The sequence below is a fragment of the Oscillibacter sp. 1-3 genome (assembly GCF_000403435.2).
Lineage (GTDB): Bacteria > Bacillota > Clostridia > Oscillospirales > Oscillospiraceae > Oscillibacter.
The window spans coordinates 960,945-979,967 of sequence record NZ_KE159703.1 but is presented as its reverse complement, the minus strand read 5'-3'; the positions used below and the strand labels follow the sequence as shown (position 1 = coordinate 979,967).

Here is a 19,023-nt window from a genome sequence, read left to right as displayed (position 1 = left end):
GCGCCGCCATGTGCCTGGAACTCACATACGCCTATGAGGAGCCGGAGGAAATCCGGTCCCTCTTCCAGGAGTACACGGAATTGCTGCTGGCAAACGAGCCCGCCTTCCGTCAGTACCTGGACCTCCAGCACTACGACCAGGAGACCGCCCACCCGGAGCGCAAGTACGGCCTGCCGGAGGGCCGTCTCTACCTGGCCCGGTGGGACGGCGCGGCGGCGGGCTGCGGCGCCCTGCGAAGCTTGGACAGCCGACGGTGTGAATTAAAACGTCTTTACGTCCGCCCCGCCTTCCGGGGCCGCCGGATCGGGGAGGCTCTGCTGCGCCGCCTGCTGGAGGACGCCCGCGCCATGGGCTGCCGGGCCGTTCTGCTGGACACGCTTCCCTCCCTGAGCAGCGCTCTCCGTCTCTACCGCCGCTTTGGGTTTTACGACATTCCCCGCTACAACGACAGCCCCCTGGCATCCACCATCTATCTGCAGCTGGACCTGTAAATCTCCCCACCGTCTGCGGGACCCCCGCGCTGTCTCTTAATCGGCTGCAGGGGCCGCCCTCTGGGCGGCCCCTGCACGGAAGAGCCCCATCCCCATAAACCGCTTTGAATTTTATTGAAAGAACGAGGTGTACTATGGCCTATTTCTTCTCTGAGCCCTCCCGCACCTTCTCCGAGTACCTGCTGGTCCCCGGCTACTCCTCCTCGGAGTGCGTCCCCGCCAACGTCTCTCTGAAAACTCCGGTGGTAAAGTTCAAAAAGGGGGAGGAGTGCCCCCTGACTATGAATGTGCCCATGGTCTCCGCCGTGATGCAGGCTGTCTCCGGCGAGAAGATGGGCATCGCCCTGGCCAGGGAGGGCGGCATTGCCTTCATCTATGTCTCCCAGCCCGTGGAACAGCAGGCGGAGATGGTCCGCCGGGTGAAAAACTACAAGGCGGGCTTCGTCTCCAGCGACTCCAACCTCCGCCCCGCCGACACCCTGGCGGACGTACTTGCCCTAAAAGAGCGCACCGGCCACTCCACCATGGCCGTCACGGAGGACGGCACGGCCGAGGGAAAGCTGCTGGGCCTAGTCACCAGCCGGGACTACCGCGTCAGCCGTATGGACCCCTCCACGCCGGTGACGGACTTCATGACCCCCTTTGATAAGCTCATTTACGCCCCCGAGGGCACCAGCCTCAAGGAGGCCAACGACATCATCTGGGACCGCAAGCTCAACGCCCTGCCCATCGTCTCGGCAAACCGGCGGCTGGTGAGCTTCGTCTTCCGCAAGGACTACGACTCCCACAAGGGCAACCCCCTGGAGCTGCTGGACAGCCAGAAGCGCTACGTGGTGGGCGCGGGCATCAACACCCGGGACTACGAGCAGCGGGTTCCCGCCCTGGTGGAGGCCGGCGCGGACGTGCTGGTCATCGACTCCTCCGAGGGCTACAGCGAGTGGCAGGCCCGGACGCTGAAATGGATTCGGGACCGCTACGGCGACACCGTGAAGGTGGGCGCGGGCAACGTGGTGGACGGCGAGGGCTTCCGCTTCCTGGCCCAGGCCGGGGCGGACTTTGTGAAGATCGGCATCGGCGGCGGCTCCATCTGCATCACCCGGGAGACCAAGGGCATCGGCCGGGGCCAGGCCACGGCGGTGATCGACGTGGCGGAGGCCCGGGACAAATACTTTGAAGAGACCGGCATCTACGTCCCCATCTGCGCCGACGGCGGCATTGTCCAGGACTACCACATCACCCTGGCTCTTGCCATGGGAGCGGACTTCTGCATGCTGGGCCGGTACTTCTCCCGGTTCGACGAGAGCCCCACCAGCAAGATCCTCATCGGCGGCAGCTACATGAAGGAGTACTGGGGCGAGGGCAGCGCCCGGGCCAGGAACTGGCAGCGCTACGACCTGGGCGGCGCGTCCAAGCTCAGCTTTGAGGAGGGTGTAGACTCCTACGTCCCCTACGCCGGAGCGCTGTCCGACGGCATGGCCACCACGCTGGCCAAGGTGCGCTCCACCATGTGCAACTGCGGCGCGCTGACCATCCCGGAGCTGCGGGAGAAGGCCAAGCTGACCCTGGTGAGCTCCGTCTCCATCGTGGAGGGCGGGGCCCATGACGTGCTTTTGAAGGATACCACCAGCTCCGGGAACCGGAGCTGAGACCTCCATCCCAGCGGGAAAAATCGTAAGAATTTTGTAAGATTTTTGTCGAGTAATTTGTAAGAATCGGGTGCTATTCTCCTCACAGAAGGAGGGTTCCCCATGAATTACAAGCAACTGAAAATCCTCGCAGTCCTCTGCATGGTCTTCGACCATGTGGTCCGCATCTTCCCCCTGTACCGGATGTTCGTCCCCCTGGCGGACTGGCTCTGGTCCAGCGGCCATGACGCCGCAGCCGACTGGCTTCTGGATGGCCTGACATCCTGGCTGATGCTGATTGGCCGCCTGGCCGCGCCCATCTTCCTCTTCTGCATCGCCCAGGGCCTCCTCCGCACCCATGACGCGAAGGGCTATTTCAGGCGAATCCTGCTGACAGCCCTCGCTGCCCAGGTCCCCTACGCCCTCTTTGATCTGGCGGAGCGCCGCCTGTATGGCATGACGGAGGCGTGGGCCTGGCGGGAGGTGGGTCTGAACATCTGCTTCACCCTGGCCCTGGGCCTTGCGGCCCTGGCGGTGTACCGGCGTCTGGCGGAGCGGGGCCATCCCCTCGCCTGGGCGCCGGTGTGCGCCGCCGCCACTCTTCTCGCCTTTCTCCTCCACATGGAGGGCGGCAAGGGGTACATCCTGCTGATTTTCACCTTCTACCTGACCCGAAACCGCCCCCGCTGGCAGCGGGCGCTGTGGTTTATTCCGGCGGTAATCCTCTCCCGCTGGGGGCTGGTCCAGTGGATGCTGGAGGACTTCACCGCCGGCCCCATCCGCAACTGCCTTTTGAACGTGGGCGGCAACTACCTGGGAATGCTGGTTTCCCTGGCCTATAATGGGGAGAAGGGGGACGCCGGGCGGGGCTTCCAGCGTTTCATGTATGCCTTCTATCCCGCCCACTTCGCCCTGCTGGCCCTCATCGGCTTCCTGCGCCCGCCCCTTGTCTGACGGTCCTCCTGCCGCATCGTATCAGCGGAAGGGGCAGCAGAGAGACGGCTACGGTCTTCATCTGCATGCCGATTTCCCTTTTCTGTTCCTGCGCCGTATCACGTGCCACACCAGCAGATCGAACAAAAGGAATCCCACCGACAGGCTCAAAGCAACAATGAACGGCATAATGAAGCGGCTGTCAATTCGGCAATGTTCTCTTTTGATCTCTTGCCGCAGCGGCGCTCAGGCCCCCTTATGAATTTTCCGCCAGACGCTGCCATATAGTTGAAACGCTTGAAAATCCGTAAATCGCGGATTTTCAACCAGCGGGTCTTTGACCCGCCGGACGGGCTAAACACTCGACCGTTTACACGGTCCCTGGCAGCAGTAAAACTGCCGCCAGGTGAATAGAATCATTCTGATTCTTTTCAAGTGTGCTGACTATAAATCGAAAAACACGCCCCGGGGACTTTTTCTGAAAAGTCCCCGGGGCGCGCCACACAAAAACCATTTTTCATCAGGAAACGGAAAGGCGTTCCTCCCTCACCACATCCACGGTCTCCACCCCGTAGTGCCGGAACAGCGCCAGGGCCTCAGGCCCGATACGCTCCCCCGACACGGCGACAGGAATCGCCGGGGGACAGCTCACTGTGGGCGCGCCGCAGATCCGTCCCAGGCTCTCCTCCGCCACAACGGCCTCCCGGGGGGCGAACAGGGCCTCCCGAACGGACAGCGCCCGCTCCCCCCTGGCCGGGGGCAGGGCCGGACGGGAAACAGGCCGCCTTGAGACAGCGCTTTGAAGGGCGTCCGCCGCACGCTCAAACGCCTCCTCGCCCGTAGAGCCGGAGGCCATCAGCACCACATAGTCCCGATCCTCATACTCCGGCTCCACGCCCTCCGCGCGGAGATATTCCGCCGCCTGAAAACCCGTCCAGCCGCAGGCGGCGGCGTCCAGGGTGAGCTTGAGCGGCTCCGTCCCCGCAGAGGCCCAGCCCCATCCGGCAAGGTCTCCTCTCAGAGCGGACAGCCTCCCGGCGGCGGCCCGGATGCGCTCCGGCCCCTCCTCCGCCAAATACCGGTTGCACAAGTCCAGTGACGCCAGGGTCAAATACGAGGGGCTGGTGGATCCGAAAAGGGCCAGGGCGGCCCTGGCGCCTTCCCGGAACGCCGCCGGGGCCGCCCGCCCAATGTGCAGATACGCCCCCCCGGTGAGAACCGGTAGTGTTTTGTGGGCGGAATCGCAGACCAAGTCCGCCCCCTGGTCCAGCGGGTGCAGGGAGGGGGCAAGAAACCGCAGGTACGCACCGTGGGCGTTGTCCACCGCCAGAACCGTTCCATGCCGGTGGCAGACCGCCGCCAGGGCCGGAATGTCCGCCATGTTTCCCAGGTAGTCCGGGCTGGTGACATAGACGGCGGCGGGCGGGACGGGCAGGGCGTTCAGCGTCTTCTCCAGCCCCTCCGCCGTGACGGGGCAGGCACACAGGGACCTGCTCTCCCCCTCCGGCCACAGCCACAATGGCTCAAAATCCAGCAGGGCGGCGGCGTGGACAAAGGACTTGTGGACGTTCCGCGCCGCCAGCACCGCCGGAGCCGCTCCGGCGGGCCGGTTTGTCAGGCACAGGTACAGCATGGCCCCGACGCACTGACTGGAGCCCCCAGTGGAATAAAACGTGGCGCCGGAGCCGAAGAGGGCGGCGGCGTTCCGCTCGCTCTCCGCGATGATTCCGGAGGCCTCATAGAGGGAATCCGCTCCCTGGACCTCGGTGATGTCCCACATCTCGCACCCCAGAGGGCCGGTCCCCTTGTGGCCCGGCATGTGAAAGCGGCGCGGCCCCGCCTGCCGGTAGCTTTGCACAAAGTCCCAGACCGGCGTGTCCATCACAGGTCCGCCTCCGCCGCCTTCATCATGATAGCGCACTCAATGCGCTTGCGGAACAACTGGCATCCCGCCTCATACACTCCCCGGATGGAGCCGGAGGCGTGGAAGGCGTTGGCGGCACAGCCGCCGGAGCAGTAGAGCCGGGCCCAGCAGTCCGCGCACTCCGGGCGGGCGTAGGCGTTGCAGGCCCGGAACTCCTCCCGCAAAGCCGTATTCGTCACGCCCTCCCAGATGTTCCCCAGCCTGCAGGACTCCTCCCCCACGAACTGGTGGCAGGGGTACAGGTCCCCCCAGGGGGTGACGGCCATGTACTCCGTGCCGGAGCCGCAGCCGGAGATCCGCTTATAGACGCAGGGCCCGTTTTCCAGGTCCAGCATGTAGTGGTAGAAGGTAATAGGCCGTCCCTCTTTTTTCCGTCGGAGCATGTCCTTTGCCAGAATCTCGTACTGCTCCTTCACAACCTCCAGATCCTCCGCCGTCAGGGCCGCCGGGTCCCTGCCGGCAGGGCTTTCGCCGGAGGCGCAGACCACCGGCTCCATGCTCAGCTCGGTGAATCCCAAATCGTCCGCCATGTGAAAGATGTCCCGGGTGAAGTCCGGATTCCGGTGGGTGAAGGTGCCCCGGATGTAGTAGTTCTTCCCGCCCCGGGCCTCCACCAGCTTCTGGAATTTGGGCACGATGCGCTCATAGCTGCCGTTTCCGGCATAGTCCACCCGAAGGGCGTCGTGGATCTCCCGCCGCCCGTCCAGAGAGAGGACCACGTTGTCCATCTCCCGGTTGGCAAATTCGATCACATCATCGTCAATCAGCACTCCGTTGGTGGTCAGGGTGAAGCGGAAGTGCTTGCCCCGCTCCTCCTCCACGCCCCGGGCGTAGGCCACCAGCTCCTTCACCACATCCCAGTTCATCAGCGGCTCGCCGCCGAAGAAGTCCACCTCCAGATTGCGCCGGCTTCCCGAGTGGTCCATGAGGAAGTCCAGGGCCCGCCTGCCGGTCTCAAAGCTCATGAGGGCCCGGTCCCCGTTGTATTTGCCCTGGCTGGCAAAGCAGTAGGCACAGTTGAGGTTGCAGGTGTGGGCCACGTGGAGGCACAGGGCCTTCACCACGTCCCCGGAACGCTCCTTAAAGGTACCCGCCAGGGGAGCGAAGGTGTCCGGCGTGAAGAGCTTGCCGGCATCCTTCAGCGCCTGGACATCCGCGATGCACTGCCGCAGCTCCGCCTCTGTCACGTCCGGGCGGGCGGCGTACTTTTCCGTCAGCTCCGCCGTGATCTCGTCGGGACTGCGGGTCTCAAACAGGGCGATGACGTCATAGGCCACCTCGTCCACCACGTGAATGGCCCCGGAGCAGGTGTCCAGAACAATGCTGTATCCGTTCAGCTGATATTGATGTACCATGTTGACCTCCTGTCAGATGTAGATCAGATGGGAGCGCGGGAGGGGGAGAAAAAGGGGGCGGCCCCCACAATAAACCGCTATGGTCCCGCCGGCAGTCAATTCCACTTTGCAGGCCGGCGTCCCCTCCCAAACTGTCCAGGGGAGGCGGCCCTCCGCGAAGGCCATCCCCGCTCACAGACCGACGAAGAAAAACGCCGCCTCCTGGCGGCGTTTTTCACTCAGCATTCACTGATTCTCACACTTCTGATTGGCCACGCCGCAGCTGGTCTTGCAGGCGGACTGGCAGGAGGTCTGGCACTCGCCGCAGCCGCCCTTTTTGGCGCTCTCGCACAGGCTGCGGGTCTCAAGGGTCTTGATTCTCTCCATGGTGATTCTCCCATCTTCTCGATTTTCCCGCCGTTCCGCTGGAACCGCGGATTTTCAACAGGGAAAAGTATACCATATCCTCCAGAGAAAGTCAAGGTAAACCCTTTGGCGGGAAGTATCCGGCCGCGCATTTAGGCCTTGTTTGAAAAAAGGCGGAATGCCCAACGGCGAGAGATGTTTTCGCCAATCAAGGCAAATTTTTGCAGGCGGGCTGACGCCCGGCAAGAACATTTAACGCAGAGTGGCGGATCAAGATCCACCGTTTGGGCCTTTTGACTCTTTTCAAACATGGCCTAATCATTCGCGATTTTGGTTTCGGATGCGGCTCTGTAGAGGCGGGGCTCTGTCCCCGCCCGTTTTTCCGAAAACGCCGGATTTCCGGCGGACAGGCCGGGACAGAGCCCGGCCCCTGCATAAAATCTGCGAAGAGAACGCTCCTCCTTTGGCGCAACATGCCGCCCGCAAAGCCGGCTTTCAACGCGGAGACGCGCCCCTGTCCTCATCGCCCCACAGCCCCGGACAGCGCGTGTCAGGTATTCCAGCCGGTTGTCCGCTGCTCCTGCTCCAGCATCCGGTCATAGACCTGGTCCGCCAAAACGGAGATGCTGCCGAGAATCGTCTCCCGCGTGGCGCAGTACATATTCCAAAGGCACCGGGGCGTGGCCTTCTCCGCCTCCACATGCGCCGCGCCGCTGACGCTCCGCAGCAGCTTCACGGCGTAAGTCCGGGCAATCGGCGAGCCCGCCGCCGTCCGAAAGACGGGACCGTCAGCGATGTCCTCCCGCCGGATGTAAGCCAGCAGCTCTCTTTGGAGCTCTGCGGGAATGCGCAGGACGCGGCGGCAGCGGTCGTTGTGGTAGCGCAACTCCACGGCGCCTGCCCGCACCGCCTCCGCCGTCAGCTGAGGCAGCTCCTGAATGCGCAGGCCCGCGCCGCCCAGCACCTTGACCAACAGGTAAACCTTTTCTTTCTCCTGCGTCTTCGCCGCCTGGAGCAGGCGGAGATACTCCGTCCTGGTCAGCTCCGGCTGGACAATCTCCTGCTCTTTCAGAAAGTCGTAGATTTGAAACTCCCGGCGGCCCAAAAAGTCGCACAGGCTGTTCAATGTCGACAGCCGGCTGTTGACGCTCCGGGGGGAGACCCCCTGGGCCTCCATCCGCTCCTTCCACATCCGGCCCGTCTCCGGGGTGAGCCGCTTCTCCTCCGGAAGGCAGTCATAAAGCTTTTTCAAATTCCGCCGGTATGCCTCCAGGGACGCGGGGCCGATCCCCCGACGCTTTTGGCTGGTCAGAAATTCCTCAATGACTTCCGGCGTCAAAATCTCCTCCGCCACAGCCAACACCTCCACACGCCCGCTATCCGTCCTTCTCCGTTCCCTTGCCGAACTCCCGCAGAAATTCGTCGTGCAGCGCCTCCTCGGCCCGCTTCCGGGCCTTCACGGCGTCCTCAAAACGGGCGTAACTGCCCAGATAGTGCCGCTTTCCCTTAAAGCAGATCATGGCCCGCCAGCGCTGCTTGGCGGCCAGCCAGTCCACGCCGGGCACGCCGCTGGTGTTGTTCCTCCGGACGGTCTTGGCCGCCAGCATCTCCACACAGGTGCCGTCCACATAGGTCAGCCCCGGCAGCCCTTCCGCCCTGCCGGCGGCAAGACAGCCGCAGCTGGCGGTGTGTCCGCTGCGCAGACGGTTGGTGCGGACCACTGTCTCCTGCCCGCAGTCGCACCGGCACAGCCATGCGGTCCGGCTGCCCACGTTCTCCGCCGGCGCCAGCACGGTCAGCTTTCCGTACCGCTGGCCGGTCAGGTCGATCTTCTTTCGGCTGTGGCCCCCGCTCTTCTCGCCCACGGCCTCCGCCTGACCGGAAAAGACCCGGTTCTGGACCGCAGACTGGCTGGGCAGGCTCTTTCGCCCCATGATTCCAACACCTCCCGGTCCTATCTGAAAAACGGACGCCCGCAATAATGTGTACATTTCCGCAAGGCGGGTGCGGAAGGAAAAATTCTCCGTCAAAGTGTTGAAATTTCGGAACTTTTGTGCTATCATCAATAATAAACTGATAGAGGCGGGGGCCTTGCGGAAATGTACACATTTCTGCAAGGCCCCCGCCTCTGATTTTGAAAAGCCCCCACGTTCTCCCTCGGCGGGGAGCCTTTGAACGGCGCCGTCCGTGCTCCAGCCCCGGGCTGCATAACCTTCTTTTGGAGCAGTTCCCGAAGATAATGAGAAAAAAGGAATCGAGGACAGCGACGCAGTCATGCAATTCCCGGACTGCTGAACTTTTCTCAGTATTTGGGGAGCTGCTCTGATTTGCCCTGGCATTTCCCTCCGCCGGCACGGTGAAAAATCGCCCACAAATCCGCACGTCTGTCTTACGCAAACGGCTCCACTGAAAAAGCGCGTACGGTCCGCCGCCTCAAAAAGCCGCGGGGAAAATCTTTGATTTGGAAATAAAATGGCACTTCCCGCGGCACACTATCCCAAACATGCCACGGGAGGTTTTTTTATGTCAGAGATCCTGCCCCAGGCGGGGCTCACCGCGCTGACGGCGCTGCTGTCTATTGTGGTGATGTTCCTTTTGACCAAGCTGATGGGCACCAAACAGGTGTCCCAGATGACCATGTTCGACTACGTCACCGGCATCACCGTGGGCTCCATCGCGGCGGAACTGGCCACGGAGCTGGAGGAGCCGGTCAAGCCCCTCACCGCCATGGTGGTCTACGGGCTGGTGGCCGTGCTGATCTCCATCATCACCTGCAAATCCCTGAAGCTTCGGGCCTGGATCACAGGAAAGCCCCTGGTGCTGCTGGAGGACGGCGTTATCTACCGAAAAAATCTGAAAAAGGCCAAGCTGGACCTGAACGAGTTTTTGACCTACTGCCGCATCGGCGGCTGGTTCGACCTGAGCCAGCTCCAGACGGCGGTGCTGGAACACAACGGCTCTGTCAGCTTCCTGCCCAAGGAGAAGGACCGTCCCGCCACGCCCACGGACCTGGACCTGTCCCCCAAACAGTCCAATCTGCAAACGCCCTTTATCATGGACGGGCAGCTGCTGCGGGACAACATCCGCCAGGCGGGAAAGGAGGAGGCCTGGGTCCATCGCTCCCTCATCCGCCAGGGGTATCAGAACGAGGAGGAGGTCTTTCTGGCGGTGTGGGACGGAAACGAGAAGCTGACGGTATTTCCTATGAACAAGAGAACGCCGTGACTGTCCCCTGCACCTTTCGGCCCGTTCTCTCATATCCTGTCATGGGTGATACTATGAATAACAGCGGCTGTGATCCCCTGGCCCTGACCACCTCCGTCAACACCCTGGCGGTGGCCATCGCCTCCCGGCTGAACGATGCGGACCTGGGACTGACGGCGGCGATCCTGACCCAGCTGGGAGATACGCTGGAGACCATCGCCGCTCAGCGGGAGCGGTGCGCGCCGCCGGCCGCCGGAGGTCTGCCGGGAAATTGAATGGATCTGCGCACAAAACGCCCCGGAGACCGCGGTCTCCGGGGCGGCGGCGTGTTGAGAGGGCTTTCGGCGTGCTGCCGCGGGTTTTCAGCGTTCTTCACGGGTTTTGGAAATCCCCGATTTGAACCGCGCGGCCCCTGGGACCTGCTCACAGAGGCCCTAGAGTCTGTTTGAAAACCGGCGGCAAGCACACGCCCCGGCGCACAAAAGTGCGCCGGGGCGTGCGGCATCGCGTTTGCAGCGTCCGAAAAAAGGGCTTACAGCGTCTCCAGCAGGGCCGGGAGCTGCTCCAGTGCGGAGACCTCATAGTCCGGGACGATGTCCGCCCGGGTCGGCTTCCCGTGGGGGTTGAACCAGCAGGTGCGGAGCCCCGCGTCTCTGCCGCCCCGGATGTCGGAGGTCAGGCTGTCCCCCACCATGACGGCGCACGCCCTGGAAAAGCCGGGGACAGCGGCAAAGCACCGCTCAAAAAAGACCGAACTGGGCTTGTCCGCCCCCAGCTCTCGGGAAATGAAGATCCCACGGAAATACCGCCTGATCCCCGCGCTCTCCAGCCGCCGGTACTGCACCTCGGCGGTGCCGTTGGAGGCCAGATACAGGTCGTACCGGGGCGCCAGGGCTTCCAGCAGGGCCTCCGCCCCGGGGATGAACCAATGCCCCTCCCCCAGATACTCCTCGTACCGCCGGCAGATCTCTCCGGCGGGCCGGACCAGCCCCAGCTCTCCGAAGAGGATGTCGAACCTGCCCAGCAGCACCTGCTCCCGGGTCAGCGCCCCCTCCTCCAGCAGCTCCCACTGGGCGGCGTTGATGGCATGGTAGCGGGCCAGAACGGCGCCGTCCACCGGCACATCCGCCTCCGTCAGCGCCCGCCGCAGGGCCGCGGCCTCCGCCCGGGCAAAATCCAAAATGGTGTCGTCCAGATCCAAAAAGACTGTTTTCAGCATATTCCGTCCGCCTCCCAAACCATCCGGCGCTCCGGCTCCCCGGTGTTTTCGTCCACGCCCTCTTCCCGCACCCGGAAGCCCTCCCGGCGGTAAAAGGCGGCGGCCCGGTCATTTTTCCGGTACACGTTCAGACTCAGGCGGCCATGGGCGGCCTTGGCCCGGTCCAGCAGCGCCTTTCCAATGCCCCGGGACTGGGCCGGCGGCCAGACGAAAATCCCCTCGATATGCTCCCCGCTCAGACCGATGAACCCATGAACCGCGCCGTCCCCGTCCTGCCAGACATAGAGCTCCGCCCGGGGAAGCAGGGCCCTCACCGTCTCCAGCTGTCCCTCCCAGTACTGCCTGGAGATGAAATTGTGGGCCTGGGCGTTGGCCTCCAGCCAGATCTCCGCCACCCGCTCCAGGTCTCCCGTTTGAAATACCCGTATCATCTGCCGCCTCCGTTCCGCACTTTTGTATCCAGTATACCAGTCCATGGGATTTCGGTCAACCGGGCTTTGCGGGGTTCTGTTTCCAAATGACAGCATTATCCGAAAGCTCTGGCGATTTCAAAAAGACAGATTGAATCGAACACGATCCTGTGGTAGAATTGGAGCGATAAGCCGGAATCGGCACAGAGAATGGGATGGTATGATGAGACGAGAATTGGGAATCGCCCGCTGCGGGCTTGCCTGCTGCCTGTGCTCAGAAAATGCGGAATGCGGCGGCTGCCATTCAGACAGCTGCCCCGGCATCACCCAATGTGAAAACAGGAGATGCTCTGCCGAAAAAGGGCTTTCGCATTGTTTCGCCTGCGAGAAGGACTGTAAAAAAGGGTTATTAAGCAAGATAAAACCATATGCTTTCACACTGTTTGTCAAGCGTTACGGTATGGACAGACTGCTGGACTGCCTTGAAGAAAATGAAGGCAGGGGCGTCGTCTATCACCGCGAAGGAATCGTTGGAGATTACGACGACTTTGACGATGCCGAGCAGCTGATCGCGTTCATCAAGACCGGAAAACGCTGATTTCCTGTTCATCAGACATGCCCCGCAAAAATGACCGCGCCATTGAAGGCGAATATCCCGCAGCGCGGCTCCGCATGCCGCCAATCTGAACATGGAATTACGGCGGGCCGTTTTCCGAAAAAATCAAGGCGCACAACCACATCTCCCGAAAGGCGGCGTTTTTATGAACCTCTGTGACCGTGACACCATCCGCGCCCTGCTGGAGCGGCACGGCTTCCGCTTCTCCAAGTCCATGGGGCAAAACTTCCTCATCGATCCTCAGATCCCGGCGGACATCGCCGCGGCCTCCGGCGCGGATGAAAATTGCGGCGTGCTGGAGATCGGTCCCGGTATCGGCCCCCTGACGGCGGAGCTGGCCCGGCGGGCCGGGAAGGTGGTCTCCGTTGAGCTGGACAGGACCCTCCTGCCGGTGCTGGCGGAGACCATGGCCTCCTTTTCCAACGTGGAGATCCTCCAGGGCGACGCCCTGCGGCTGGACCTGGCCGCCCTGGCGGCGGAGAAGTTTCAGGGGCTGACGCCCATCGTCTGCGCCAACCTGCCCTACAACATCACCTCCTCCATCCTCCAGAAGCTGGCGGAAACTCCCTGCTTCCAATCCGTCACGGTGCTGATCCAGAAGGAGGTTGCCCAGCGGCTCTCCGCCCCTCAAGGCTCTCCGGAGGGCGGCGCCTTCTCCCTATTTCTGCAATATTACATGGAGGTGGAGGCGCTTTTCGAGGTGCCCCGGGACAAATTTCTCCCCGCGCCGAAGGTGGACTCCGCCGTGCTGCGGTGTGTCCGGCGGGACCGTCCCGCCGTGGAGGTCTCCGACGAGGCGTTTTTCTTCAAGGTCCTGCGGGGGGCCTTCCTGCTGCGGCGGAAAACCCTGGTCAACAGCCTCTCCGCCGCCCTGCCGGGATGGGACAAGCCGGCCCTCCAATCCGCCATCGAGCGCTGCGGCCTGCCGCCGGACGTGCGGGGAGAGCGGCTGAAGCTTTCAGACTTCGCCGCCCTGGCGGAGGCGCTCCGGGAAAAACCCCGCATTTAATCGTTTTCGCCCTTGCATTTTTCAAAAGAGTGCGGTATGATATAGCCAAATCGGCGCCATTTTCCAGAATAGAAAACCAATTCAACAGGAGGAGTTTTTTATGTCCACAAGAGCTTACTACCCCAGAACTGAAATCGGGCCTGGAAAGGTCGGTTTTTCCAAGACCCGCTCCATCATCGAAGCGCCGTTCTACGGCAACAATGTGGTAAAGATCAACTCCCTGCGGGAGGCCTATGACATGGCCAAGAACTCCCCCGGCACCGTGGTCACCGACATGCCCGTCTACCGCGGCGAGGAGTTCGGCCTGGAGCCGGACGCCAAGGTCCTGCTGTTCAACGACGGCTCCATCACCGGCCGCTACGCCCCCGCCCGCCGGATCACCGGCAAGCCCGGCGTGAACACCACCGAGCTGGATAAGATCGTCATGGACGCCATCTATGACACCCGCTGGAAAACCATGTATCACGCCGAGGTCTTCATCGGCCTGGACCCCGAGTTCATGGTGAAGGCCCACCTCCTGATTCCCGAGGGGGAGGAGAACCTCCTCTACAACTGGATGCTGAACTTCCAGTATCAGTCCGACGAGTACGTGAAGATGTACAAGAAGTCCAAGCCCGTGGGAGACGGCAAGGAGGCCGACATCTATATCTTCTCCGATCCCCAGTGGACCGGCGCGCCGGGCCGCGAGGACATCTGCGATCCCAAGTGCCTTTGCTACTTCAACACCGAGACCAACTGCGCCGCCATTCTCGGTATGCGCTACTTCGGTGAGCACAAGAAGGGCACCCTGACCCTGGCCTGGGCCATCGCCAACCGCAACGGCTACGCCTCCTGCCACGGCGGTCAGAAGGAGTACACGCTGTCCGACGGCAGCAAGTACGTGGCGGCGGTGTTCGGCCTGTCCGGCTCCGGCAAGTCCACCCTGACCCACGCCAAGCACGACGGCAAGTACCCCTCCATCAAGGTGCTCCACGACGACGCCTTCATCATCAACTCCGACACCTGCGCCTCCATTGCCCTGGAGCCCACCTACTTCGACAAGACCGCCGACTATCCTGTGCCCTCTGAGGACAACAAGTACCTGCTCACTGCCCAGAACTGCTCCGCCACTCTGGACGAGGACGGCAAGATTGTTCTGGTCACCGAGGACGTGCGCAACGGCAACGGCCGGGCCATCAAGAGCAAGCTGTGGTCCCCCAACCGCGTGGACAAGATCGACTCCCCCGTCAACGCCATTTTCTGGATCATGAAGGACCCCACCATTCCCCCCATTGTCCGCCTGAAGGGCGCCTCCCTGGCCTCCGTCATGGGCGCAACCCTGGCCACCAAGCGCTCCAGCGCCGAGCGGCTCAAGGCCGGCGTGGACCCCAACGCCCTGGTGGTGGAGCCCTACGCCAACCCCTTCCGCACCTATCCTCTGGTGAACGACTATGAGAAGTTCAAGAAACTGGTGGCGGAGAAGGACGTGGCCTGCTATATCATCAACACCGGCGACTTCATGGGCAAGAAGGTCCAGAAGGAGGACACCCTGGGCGTCCTGGAGGCCGTTGTGGAGGGCAAGGCCCAGTTCAAGAAGTGGGGCCCCTTCGAGGACATCGAGATCTTCGAGTGGGAGGGCTTTGTACCCGACCTGACCGATAAGGACTATGTGGCTCAGCTGAAGGCCCGGATGCAGGACCGCCTGAGCTATGTGGAGGGCCTGAAAGAGGCCGAGGGCGGCTTCAACGTGCTGCCTGACGACGCCGCCGCCGCCATCAAGAAGGTAGTGGACGAGGCCAACACCCTGTAAGCACCGCACCATCGCTTCATATAGAGGGCAGACCCTTGGGTCTGCCCTCTATTGCTCAAAAGGAGGTTCTCTGATGGAAAGCTGGAAGAGGCCCATCTGGCGGGTCCCCCTGGTCCTGAGCGGCGTCGGTATTTTCTGCCGAATGCTCTCGTACCTCCTGGGCCTTGTCTGGGGACGCATACAGATCGCGCGAGGCCCCGGTCCGGACGGGACCTTCGTCCTCACCACCGGCTATGTGACGGAGATCATCGCCGTGCTCTCCTTCCTGCTGTTCTGGTGGGCCGGCTGGCGTTTTGTCCGGGGACTGACCCGGCGGGAGATTTTTGCCTCCGCAACCATTGTGGTTATCGTCTACGCCGTTTTGCTGGCGGCGGAGCAGCTCAGCCAGGCCATGGACGGCTATTCCATATGGATCTACCGGCTCTACGCCCTGGCAGATGGAAAGACCTGGGTGGACCAGCTGCTATTCCGCATCTTTGACACGGTTTCGGTGCCACTGGCGATTCCCGGCCTTTTTACGCCGTATCTCTATCTGGTCTTGAGCAAACGGAAAATGTTTTCAGCGTCTTAAAACGTTCCGAAAATTGCAGTCAGCTTGTAAAAAGGCCTTTTTAGCAGTTCAGCGCGTCATTCCCTTGGGGGAATGACGCGCTTTTTTCAGTGGTTGATCTCACCGTCAGGGTAGGGACCGATGAGGCACACCAAAGCCGGGCCCCAGTCTGTCTCCCAAAGCGTCCCCACAAAGAGGTCTCCGTTCTCCAGGTACAGCTTCCGTTCTTCCGAAAAGTCCCCATCCGTCTCCACGGCCGCCTCGCCGGTGCGGAAGATGCTCAAACGGTCATAGTACCAGCCGAGGACTGTCTCCGGCGGGACCCACGACCCCGGCATAGCCGATTCCGCCAGGGACAGGGGGGACCAGTCGTTGTCCAGTTCCCGCCAGGCGATACGGAACTGGGGAACCCCCCGGCCGCCGTAGTTCTCGCCGAAGTCCGCGGTGAAAAAGCTCCGCTGGTTGAACCCCTCCGGAAGCAGGGAGAACAGCACGCCGTACTCGTTGGCGGTACAGTAACAGAAGTCCACCTTCAAGCCCGTCAATTCATACAGCTCCTGGAGGGCCAGATACGCCTGCTGGCGGTGGGTAATGCGGTACTGGGTGCCGTACAGCACGTCGTCCGGGTCCAGGCCGTCGGAGAGGCCCTCCACGTCTGTCTGGAACTCGATCCGCGTCCCTGCCGCGTCCGGGTAGTCCAGGACGGTGAAGTCCGTCAGCGGCACCCGTTCCAGCCCGCGGTCCCGAAGCACATAGCGGGCCAGGACCGCATTGTGGGAGTCCGCCGCCACAAAGCCGCCCTTCTCCGGGGCAAAGGAGAGGCCCACATTGGCAAAGCCGCCATTATAGGGGTCCAGTGTGTAGACCATGGCCCCCTCCTGGTCCTCCTCCGTGTCTATGATCTCCGCATAAAAGGGAACATCGTCCACAGAGATGATCTCCAGCTCCCCGTCCTCGTCCACGTCCGCCTCCAGGGCGTTATTGCCCACGGTCAGCAGGCAGGGCGTGCCGTCCGGACGCTGGGAGAAGTAGAAATTCAGCGCCCCGGCAGAGGCCCCCACTGTAATGGAGAGCTTCCAGCCGTCATGGCCCAGGACGTTGGCAAACCTCTCCGCGGCGAATGTGTCCAGATAGACGTTCTCCTCCACAAGGCGCGTCAGGACGCTCCACTCCAGCGGGCCGTCTCCGGCCTCCAGGGCATGGAGCAGATAGAGGTTATAAAAGGTGACCATATCGCCGGACTCCCCCCTTTCGTGGCGGGGATCGGTCTTTACCACCTGGAGCCAGCCGCCGCCCTCCAGTCTGCCCTGCCAAAGGCTCTCATCCTCCAGCCGCAGCGGGTCGTTCAAAAAGGACACGCAGGCGGGGTCGTACTCCCCCAGAGGCTGATCGCCGAAATCGAAGTCCCGATGGCCGCTCAGGGGCAGCAGGTCCGGAAAAACCTCCTCCAGAGCGCCGGAGCTCCCTGCCGGGACAGGGGCCTGGGTGCTCTCCGAGGGCACACGGATGTTGGCATACGCCCACCACCCCGCCGCCAGGAATCCCCCCAGCGCCAGGCACAGCGCCGCCAATACCGCAACGGCGATCTTCCAGGGCCGGGCGGCGTCTTTCGGGCGCCGCGCCGCCTCCATCTCAGCGTCGATGGCCGTCCAGGCCTCCTCCGGGATCTCCAGCGCCTCCGACAGCCTCGCCAGCTTCCCGCGGGCGGGGCGGGAGAGGTCCATCTCCCACTTGCTCACCGCCTGCCGGCTGACCTCCAGCGATTCCGCCAGCTGCTCCTGGGTCAGTCCCTTCGCCTCTCTCCCCCGCTTGATCTGTTCTCCATAGGTCATGGATTGTTCCTCCATTCCTGATTTTCATTCAGGATACCCCGAAAAAGTCTCTGAAATCAACCAACCGGACGCAACTTTTGGCGGTTGCGCCCGGTTTTTCGGCAAAATTTACTCCCTGTCCGGATATTTCTCGCACAGGCTGTCCAGCTCGTCAATGAGGGCCTTCATCTCCGCCTTCGTCATCACGGCCTCCACCTCGGCGGTGTCGTCGCCGTCCATGGTGTTGGGCAGGTAGAAGGACACATCTACCCGGAACGCCTCTCCCTCCGTCTGGGCCGCCACCTCGAAGTAGGGGTCCACGAAGTCGCTGGCGTAGCTGTCCCTGACGCCGGCGTTCATCACCTTCAATCCGGCGGCCAGCTCCCGCAGCTCGTAGGTTAGAAGGCAGCTGTTGGAGTCCTTGACGATGGTTCCCTCCTCGTTGATCCAGGTACAGCGCAGGACAAGCCAGTTGCGGTCGTCGCTGTCCGGGTCGCCGCCGCCGGCGGGAAACTCATAGTTGATAACCCGCAGCTCCAGGCTCACGTCCTCGTTTTTGAAAAGCATGGTATCCCCCCCTCAGTCGTTGTGGTGCTCGGCGTAGAACTGGTCGTAGTCCGCCAGCATGATCTTCAAAAGCTCGGGGGTGTCCAGGCCGTAGGGGCAGCGGCTCTTGCAGGCGTCACAGTGGACGCACTCCTCGATCTTGTGCATCTTGGCGTGCCACTCGTCGCTCATATAGGGCCGGTAGGGGGAGCGGCGCAGCAGCGCCGACATCCGGGCGGCCTGGGGAATGTCGATCCCGGCGGCGCAGGGCAGACAGTAGCCGCAGCTGCGGCAGAAGTTTCCCGCCAGCTCCTTCCGGTCCCGGTCGATGACCGCCTGGAGCTCCGGGGTCATCTCCGGGTTCCGCTCCGCCAGCTCCAGCCACTCATCCAGCTCCTCCTCCCTCTGGATGCCCCAGATGGGCACCACGTTTTCAAACTGCCGCATGAAGCAGTAGCACGCCTCCGCGTTGTTCAAAAGGCCGCCGGAGAGGCCCTTCATGGCGATATAGCCCATGTCCGCCGCCTTGCACTGGGCCACCAGGTCCAGCTCCTTCTCCGTGGTCAGGTAGCAGAAGGGAAACTGCAGCGTCTCAAAATTCCCGGAGACAATGGCCTCCTGCGCCACGCCCAGGCGGTGGTTGGTAATGCCGATGTGGCGGACATAGCCCTTCTTCTGCATCTCCAGCGCTGCGGCAAAGGCGCCGTCCGGGTCTTCAATGTCGGGGAGCTTTGCCGGATTGTGGAACTGGATGAGGTCGATGTAGTCTGTCCGCAGGCTGCGGAGGCTCTGCTCCATGTGGGCCAGGGCCGTCTTTTTGTCCACGGCGCCGGTCTTGGTGGAGATCACCACGTTCTGCCGCACATCGTGGAGGGCCTCGCCCAGTTTTTCCTCGCTGTCGGTGTACATGTTGGCGGTGTCAAAGTAGTTGATGCCGCTGTCGTAGGCCCTGCGGACCAGCTTCACCGCGTCGGCCTTGGAGATGCGCTGAATCGGCAGCGCGCCAAAGGCCGTTTTGGTGACGTACAGCTCCGTGCGGCCCAGCCGGATCTTTTCCATATCTCTTTCCTCCTGCTTTTTCTCCGTATCGGACGGAGATTTTTCCTGAACTGATTTTATCATACTTTGCCGGGTTTGCAAACTGCGGAAAGTGTGATATAGTGAACAAAGTTGAAAACCAGCGCGCCAAAGGCCCA

General features: G+C 62.4%; 19 protein-coding genes. 9 read left to right on the top strand and 10 right to left on the bottom strand.

Features of this window, described 5'->3' with window-relative positions:
* The first annotated feature begins 8 nt into the window (after positions 1-8).
* The 3 genes from C816_RS04715 (at position 9) to C816_RS04705 (ending at position 3,070) form a co-directional block, all read left to right on the top strand.
* Positions 9-491 (top strand): GNAT family N-acetyltransferase, encoded by a 483-nt coding sequence (locus C816_RS04715; protein ID WP_016321277.1) that lies wholly within the window; start codon positions 9-11, stop codon positions 489-491.
* Between the two features lie 134 nt (positions 492-625).
* Positions 626-2,137, top strand: a complete 1,512-nt coding sequence (locus C816_RS04710; RefSeq protein ID WP_016321276.1) for an IMP dehydrogenase — start codon at positions 626-628, stop codon at positions 2,135-2,137.
* 102 nt (positions 2,138-2,239) lie between these two features.
* Entirely contained in the window at positions 2,240-3,070 is an 831-nt protein-coding gene (locus C816_RS04705; protein WP_016321275.1) for a TraX family protein, read from the top strand.
* Between the two features lie 499 nt (positions 3,071-3,569).
* On the opposite strand, the gene C816_RS04700 is transcribed toward C816_RS04705, so the two are convergent.
* The 5 genes from C816_RS04700 to C816_RS04680 all read right to left on the bottom strand — a co-directional run bounded on the left by C816_RS04700 (position 3,570) and on the right by C816_RS04680 (position 8,607).
* Positions 3,570-4,931, bottom strand: a complete 1,362-nt coding sequence (locus tag C816_RS04700) for an aminotransferase class I/II-fold pyridoxal phosphate-dependent enzyme (RefSeq protein WP_016321274.1) — start codon at positions 4,929-4,931, stop codon at positions 3,570-3,572.
* Positions 4,931-6,328: a thioether cross-link-forming SCIFF peptide maturase gene (gene scfB, locus C816_RS04695; protein ID WP_016321273.1), complete on the bottom strand. Its 1,398-nt coding sequence runs from the start codon at positions 6,326-6,328 to the stop codon at positions 4,931-4,933. Before scfB ends, C816_RS04700 begins: the two co-directional genes overlap by 1 nt.
* Before the next feature lie 225 nt (positions 6,329-6,553).
* Positions 6,554-6,694, bottom strand: a complete 141-nt coding sequence (scfA, locus tag C816_RS04690) for a six-cysteine ranthipeptide SCIFF (protein WP_016321272.1) — start codon at positions 6,692-6,694, stop codon at positions 6,554-6,556.
* Between the two features lie 529 nt (positions 6,695-7,223).
* A complete protein-coding gene (locus C816_RS04685) occupies positions 7,224-8,027 on the bottom strand; it encodes a tyrosine-type recombinase/integrase (protein ID WP_040654618.1) in 804 nt (267 codons plus the stop codon).
* 22 nt (positions 8,028-8,049) lie between these two features.
* A complete protein-coding gene (locus C816_RS04680) occupies positions 8,050-8,607 on the bottom strand; it encodes an AP2 domain-containing protein (protein WP_016321270.1) in 558 nt (185 codons plus the stop codon).
* Between the two features lie 589 nt (positions 8,608-9,196).
* Between C816_RS04680 and C816_RS04675 the strand changes: the two genes are divergently transcribed.
* Both C816_RS04675 and C816_RS04670 read left to right on the top strand, forming a co-directional pair.
* Positions 9,197-9,898 (top strand): DUF421 domain-containing protein, encoded by a 702-nt coding sequence (locus C816_RS04675; protein WP_016321269.1) that lies wholly within the window; start codon positions 9,197-9,199, stop codon positions 9,896-9,898.
* Between the two features lie 41 nt (positions 9,899-9,939).
* Positions 9,940-10,152, top strand: a complete 213-nt coding sequence (locus C816_RS04670; protein ID WP_242832110.1) for a DUF6774 domain-containing protein — start codon at positions 9,940-9,942, stop codon at positions 10,150-10,152.
* A 257-nt stretch (positions 10,153-10,409) separates the two neighbouring features.
* On the opposite strand, the gene C816_RS04665 is transcribed toward C816_RS04670, so the two are convergent.
* The gene (locus C816_RS04665; protein ID WP_016321267.1) at positions 10,410-11,096 is read right to left on the bottom strand and encodes a YjjG family noncanonical pyrimidine nucleotidase; all 687 of its coding nucleotides are present in this window, start codon (positions 11,094-11,096) and stop codon (positions 10,410-10,412) included.
* Positions 11,090-11,572 carry a GNAT family N-acetyltransferase gene (locus C816_RS04660; RefSeq protein ID WP_371254353.1) on the bottom strand — a complete coding sequence of 161 codons (483 nt, stop codon included), beginning with the start codon at positions 11,570-11,572 and terminating at the stop codon, positions 11,090-11,092. Before C816_RS04660 ends, C816_RS04665 begins: the two co-directional genes overlap by 7 nt.
* 154 nt (positions 11,573-11,726) lie before the next feature.
* Here C816_RS04660 and C816_RS22420 point away from each other — a divergent pair, with 154 nt between their 5' ends.
* The 4 genes from C816_RS22420 (at position 11,727) to C816_RS04640 (ending at position 15,491) form a co-directional block, all read left to right on the top strand.
* Entirely contained in the window at positions 11,727-12,104 is a 378-nt protein-coding gene (locus tag C816_RS22420) for a DUF3795 domain-containing protein (RefSeq protein WP_371254352.1), read from the top strand.
* A gap of 163 nt (positions 12,105-12,267) precedes the next feature.
* Positions 12,268-13,131: a 16S rRNA (adenine(1518)-N(6)/adenine(1519)-N(6))-dimethyltransferase RsmA gene (rsmA, locus tag C816_RS04650; protein WP_016321264.1), complete on the top strand. Its 864-nt coding sequence runs from the start codon at positions 12,268-12,270 to the stop codon at positions 13,129-13,131.
* 100 nt (positions 13,132-13,231) lie between these two features.
* Positions 13,232-14,920: a phosphoenolpyruvate carboxykinase (ATP) gene (locus C816_RS04645; protein ID WP_016321263.1), complete on the top strand. Its 1,689-nt coding sequence runs from the start codon at positions 13,232-13,234 to the stop codon at positions 14,918-14,920.
* A 73-nt stretch (positions 14,921-14,993) separates the two neighbouring features.
* On the top strand, positions 14,994-15,491 hold the full coding sequence (locus C816_RS04640; protein WP_016321262.1) for a hypothetical protein: 498 nt from the start codon (positions 14,994-14,996) through the stop codon (positions 15,489-15,491).
* An 86-nt stretch (positions 15,492-15,577) separates the two neighbouring features.
* On the opposite strand, the gene C816_RS04635 is transcribed toward C816_RS04640, so the two are convergent.
* From C816_RS04635 to C816_RS04625, 3 genes are all read right to left on the bottom strand, one after another.
* Positions 15,578-17,302 carry a helix-turn-helix domain-containing protein gene (locus C816_RS04635; RefSeq protein WP_016321261.1) on the bottom strand — a complete coding sequence of 575 codons (1,725 nt, stop codon included), beginning with the start codon at positions 17,300-17,302 and terminating at the stop codon, positions 15,578-15,580.
* 108 nt (positions 17,303-17,410) lie between these two features.
* Positions 17,411-17,848 carry a WapI family immunity protein gene (locus C816_RS04630; RefSeq protein WP_016321260.1) on the bottom strand — a complete coding sequence of 146 codons (438 nt, stop codon included), beginning with the start codon at positions 17,846-17,848 and terminating at the stop codon, positions 17,411-17,413.
* Between the two features lie 12 nt (positions 17,849-17,860).
* Positions 17,861-18,886: an aldo/keto reductase gene (locus C816_RS04625; protein ID WP_016321259.1), complete on the bottom strand. Its 1,026-nt coding sequence runs from the start codon at positions 18,884-18,886 to the stop codon at positions 17,861-17,863.
* Positions 18,887-19,023 lie beyond the last annotated feature (137 nt).